This is a genomic window from Methylobacterium persicinum (assembly GCF_022179525.1).
In the GTDB taxonomy this organism is placed as follows: Bacteria; Pseudomonadota; Alphaproteobacteria; order Rhizobiales; family Beijerinckiaceae; genus Methylobacterium; species Methylobacterium persicinum.
Genome location: NZ_BPQX01000093.1, coordinates 1 through 2,839, shown reverse-complemented (window position 1 = coordinate 2,839; position 2,839 = coordinate 1). Strand labels below are relative to the sequence as shown.

General features: G+C 52.7%; 1 protein-coding gene. It reads left to right on the top strand.

All coding sequences use genetic code 11. The features are described 5' to 3' along the window. Window positions 1-2,686, top strand: a 2,686-nt coding sequence (locus tag MFF22_RS24920) for a hypothetical protein (RefSeq protein ID WP_238253398.1), incomplete at its 5' end; no start/stop codon positions are given. Between the last annotated feature and the right edge of the window lie 153 nt (window positions 2,687-2,839).

Below are 2,839 nucleotides of genomic sequence, written 5' to 3'. Positions count from 1 at the left end.
CTGTTACAGCCCGGTGGCTATAGAAAAAATTAGGGATGAGGCTTCCGATGGCATGATAAAGATCCAGGTCGCAGCGCAAATTGGCATCAACAAAGGAGGAACACACGAACACAGCAAAATCAGGTACATCGCCGGGCATGACATGAAAGAGGCAAACCGGGATTCTTTACAAGTGCATACTTCCGGTGTGTGCGCTATTCGAGGCACGATGGGCCACTTCATCGTGGCCTACTGCCCTCCAGGGGGCGAACTAAAGGTCCAGTTCCAAGATGCAGAATCGCACACACAGGCCTGCAAAGTGCAGTACAAACACGCTCCGGCCCCAGTAGGCAGAGAAAAATTCACCGTCAGGCCCCACTTCGGTATCGAAGTGCCATGCACAACGTACCAGCTGACTACCGCACCGACGGAGGAAGAGATCTACATGCATACCCCACCGGATATCCCAGACATAACGTTGCTGTCGCAGCGGTCAGGTAACGTAAAGATCACAGCAGGAGGAAAAACCATCAGATACAACTGCACGTGTGGTAGTGGCAACGTGGGCACCACCAGTAGCGACAAGACTATCAATTCGTGCAAAATAGCACAGTGCCACGCTGCGGTGACTAACCACGATAAGTGGCAGTACACCTCCTCGTTTGTCCCTAGAGCCGACCAGTTGTCTCGCAAAGGTAAAGTGCACGTACCCTTCCCTCTGACCAACTCCACATGCAGGGTGCCCCTTGCACGTGCACCAGGTGTCACATACGGAAAGAGAGAACTGACAGTGAAACTGCATCCAGATCATCCCACGCTGTTGACGTACCGGAGTCTAGGAGCAGATCCGCGTCCGTATGAGGAGTGGATAGACCGATACGTCGAACGGACCATACCGGTGACCGAAGATGGGATAGAGTACAGATGGGGAAACAACCCACCCGTGCGCTTGTGGGCCCAGCTGACAACTGAAGGCAAACCCCATGGGTGGCCGCACGAGATCATACTCTATTACTATGGGCTATACCCAGCAGCCACCATCGTCGCTGTCTCAGCCGCGTGTCTCGCAGTCGTACTATCGCTGCTGGCGTCATGTTACATGTTCGCCACTGCACGCCGCAAGTGCCTGACCCCATACGCCCTGACCCCCGGAGCCGTCGTCCCGGTAACACTAGGAGTACTATGCTGCGCACCACGAGCGCATGCCGCGTCGTTTGCGGAATCTATGGCGTATCTATGGGATGAGAATCAAACCCTGTTTTGGCTGGAGCTTGCAACGCCGCTCGCTGCCATAATCATACTTGTATGCTGCCTGAAGAACCTGCTTTGCTGCTGCAAACCGCTATCTTTTTTAGTGTTGGTGAGCCTGGGAACTCCCGTCGTAAAATCTTACGAACACACCGCAACGATCCCGAATGTGGTGGGATTCCCGTATAAGGCTCACATTGAGAGGAACGGCTTCTCCCCGATGACCCTACAGCTTGAGGTACTTGGAACCAGCTTGGAACCCACACTAAACTTAGAGTACATAACCTGTGAATACAAGACAGTCGTGCCGTCACCTTATATCAAGTGCTGCGGGACATCAGAATGCAGATCCATGGAGCGCCCCGACTATCAATGCCAGGTCTACACAGGAGTGTACCCATTTATGTGGGGCGGCGCATACTGCTTCTGCGACACTGAGAACACCCAGCTGAGTGAAGCATACGTTGACAGATCGGACGTATGCAAGCACGACCATGCCGCGGCCTACAAGGCGCATACTGCGGCAATGAAAGCCACCATCCGAATAAGCTACGGGAACCTCAATCAGACAACAACGGCGTTCGTCAACGGGGAGCACACAGTGACCGTCGGAGGCAGCAGGTTTACTTTTGGTCCAATCTCCACTGCCTGGACGCCTTTCGACAACAAGATTGTCGTCTATAAGAACGACGTCTACAACCTGGACTTCCCACCCTACGGGTCAGGACAACCAGGAAGGTTTGGAGACATCCAGAGCAGGACGGTAGAGAGCAAGGACCTGTATGCCAACACCGCCCTCAAGTTGTCAAGACCTTCGTCCGGTACTGTTCACGTGCCTTACACACAGACCCCTTCTGGCTTTAAGTACTGGATAAAAGAGAGAGGCACGTCGCTGAATGACAAGGCTCCCTTTGGATGCGTAATCAAGACCAACCCAGTTAGAGCAGAAAATTGCGCCGTTGGCAACATCCCAGTCTCCATGGACATCCCGGACTCCGCGTTTACGCGCGTGATTGATGCACCTGCCGTCACAAACCTGGAGTGCCAAGTGGCGGTCTGCACGCACTCATCGGACTTCGGCGGGATTGCGACTCTGACTTTCAAAACCGACAAACCCGGAAAATGTGCTGTCCATTCTCATTCGAACGTAGCCACCATACAGGAGGCAGCTGTGGACATCAAAACAGATGGCAAGATAACCCTGCATTTCTCTACAGCATCAGCATCCCCGGCATTCAAGGTATCTGTGTGCAGTGCCAAAACGACATGCATGGCAGCGTGTGAGCCGCCGAAGGATCACATCGTCCCTTATGGGGCGAGCCATAACAACCAAGTTTTTCCTGACATGTCTGGCACGGCAATGACATGGGTGCAGCGGGTAGCTGGCGGATTCGGCGGGCTAACACTCGCCGCTGTGGCAGTACTTATACTGGTGACGTGTGTGACTATGCGCCGCTAACCGGGAGGCTTGACATAATGTATATATATAAGCATCATAGTTTTAATAAAGCATATAAATAATCAAGTAGATCAAAGGGCTACCTAACCCCTGAATAGTAACAAAACGCAAAATACAAAAACATTAGTTCAAAGGGCCAGTAACCCCTGAATA